This window comes from Microcystis sp. M49636_WE2 (assembly GCF_030065375.1).
Lineage (GTDB): Bacteria > Cyanobacteriota > Cyanobacteriia > Cyanobacteriales > Microcystaceae > Microcystis > Microcystis aeruginosa_C.
In genome coordinates, this window is the sequence record NZ_JASJFG010000016.1 from 1 (window position 1) to 2336 (window position 2336).

3 protein-coding genes are annotated in these 2336 nt (G+C 39.3%); 1 reads left to right on the plus strand and 2 read right to left on the minus strand.

Translation table 11 applies throughout. The features are described from left to right. Positions 1-1418, minus strand: a 1418-nt coding sequence (kaiC, locus tag PX484_RS00355) for a circadian clock protein KaiC (protein ID WP_288102635.1), incomplete at its 3' end; no start/stop codon positions are given. A gap of 326 nt (positions 1419-1744) precedes the next feature. On the opposite strand from kaiC, the gene PX484_RS00360 reads away from it, so the two are divergent. After that, positions 1745-1894, plus strand: a complete 150-nt coding sequence (locus PX484_RS00360) for a hypothetical protein (RefSeq protein WP_002802233.1) — start codon at positions 1745-1747, stop codon at positions 1892-1894. A 78-nt stretch (positions 1895-1972) separates the two neighbouring features. Here the strand turns inward: PX484_RS00360 and PX484_RS00365 are convergent. After that, positions 1973-2336, minus strand: a 364-nt coding sequence (locus tag PX484_RS00365; RefSeq protein ID WP_288102636.1) for an aminotransferase class IV, incomplete at its 5' end; no start/stop codon positions are given.

A 2336-nucleotide genomic window follows, 5' to 3' on the forward strand; every position in this document is an offset into this window, starting at 1 on the left:
CCGATGTGCATACCTTGATGATCGATCGAAAACTCACGAATATCCTTATCGTGCATAGAACCGCGCATTTTTAAAACAGTGATACCGCGGCGCATTTCTCCATACATTTCCACATAACGCAGCAGAATAATTGAATCGGTAATTGTAGAAATATGCGCTTCTGTAATCGAGGAACCTCCTAATAAAGTGGGAGTGGTGGAAGTAAATAATCCTCCCACCTCTTTTTGCTTAATAAAAGAAGTCAAACCGATAATAAATTCCCGAAATCCTTTCAGATTAGAAACCCTTTCTAAAGCAGATAAACTATCTACTGCCACTCGATTAGGTTGAAACTCCTCGATAATTTCCTTCATCATAATTAAATGATTTTCTAAACCCGTAGTTTCGGGATAACGGCAGACTACCTTTAATTTACCTTCCTTTTCCATGCGGTCATAATCCACCCCCCAACCGGTAGCATTTCTAAATAACTGTTCGCGACTTTCCTCGAAGGCAAAAATTAAACATCTTTCCCCATTGGTTACTCCCCCGGCCATAAATTCTGTCACCATCAGGGTTTTTCCTGTTCCTGTGGCTCCCGAAACCAAAATAACCGAATCGCGGAAGAAACCACCCCCACAGATTCTATCGAGTTCCAAGCTGCCAGAAGTAATGCGAATATTAGAGGATTTTTGTTCTAATTCAATGGCTGATAAAGGAATAATCACAGCCCCTTTATTGGGAATAATTGTAAAAGGAAATTCTCCTTTTTGGTGATCGGTTCCCCGATATTTTAAAATTTCGATCGTCCTTCTTCTTTTCTCATCGGTTAAAACGTTGCGTAAAATCACCACATTATCGGCCACAAACTCCTCCACCCCATAACGACTGATTTCGCCGTATTCTTGGGTTCTTTCCGCGGTCATAATCGCTGTTACTTCCAATTCTCGCAAAGCGGTTGCCAGACGAAAAAGATCACTTCTCACTTGAGCGCTATCACTTAAATGGCTAAAAATTGCGCCTAAAGAATCCATAGACACCCGTTTGGCTTTATTTTTGCGGATAGCAAACTCAATGCGAGCGATTAATGCGCCTAGGTCGTATTCTCCCGTCACCATCGGCTTTTCTTCTGGTTGGGGGGAAGCATCAACAAAGGCCCATTGGCGATTCTCCTCCCACTGCCGGATATTCCAACCAAAACCACCCATATTTTTTCTTAGTGCTTGGGGTGGCTCCTCGAAGGTGACAAAAACGCCATTTTCTCCATTTTTGATGCCTTCTGCGAGAAATTGACAGGCAAAGACCGTTTTAGCACTTCCTGCCGTCCCCGCTATCAAAGTTGCTCTTCCTTTCGGTAATCCCCCTTCCGAAAGAAAATCAAAGCCGGGGATTCCTGTTTCTAACTTCTCAATCAACTCTAGGGGATTATTTTGCGTCATTTAAGTTCTCTATGAAAACGAGCTAATGTTTATTGTACCTATTTCAGTGACCAGCGATACCAGAAATTCATCCCTAGTTTGAGAGTTTGAGCATTGGTAATAAAATTTCCAAGACATAGTTTAAATGCAGGACAGCTTCACCCAAGCATAAAGAGATTGGTTAGAGTCAAGGGAAACTATATAAGCAGGTAAATCTTAGCCACAATTAACCAAAATACCAATAAACTAATAGTCAGAATCAAAGTAATTTTTGTATTTAGTTGATTAATACTATTCTTGACAACTTTGATAGAGTTTAAGGTATAATCATAGTTATTTGCTCTACTATGAAAAATACAACCGATAGTAATCAAAATCAGCAAGAAAGCGATAATCAAAGACAAAAAATAGCAAGAGATAATAAACTCATCCTGAAGATTAATCCTAATAAAACTATAACCTATATACAGGAAGGAGCCAAACCGAAAAATAGATAAATTCTCTTTATTTCAGGGTTCCTTGAGATGCGCCATTATTTGACGCATCTCAAGGAAAAATCAAGTAAATTTCTCTAACTATAAAGGAACTTGAGTAATCCAATCTTGATACTTTGGTTCCTGATTGAGAACGATAGAACTTAACTTTTCTTTTAACTGATAAGTAATCGGTTTAGCCGCAGGTAAAGAAAAAGTTTCAATCTTTTTAATCGGAGTAATTTTCGCCGCAGTGCCACTTAAAAACACCTCATCAGCGATAAATAACTCCGTCTTATCTACGGGTCTTTCAATAACTGGAATCCCCAAATCCCGCGCGATAGTTAAAACACTATCTCTAGTAATACCCTCTAGGATATCTTGGTCAAAACTAGGAGTAATTAGCTGACCATTTCTGATGATAAAAATATTCATTCCCGTCGCTTCACAGACTTTACCCTGAGAA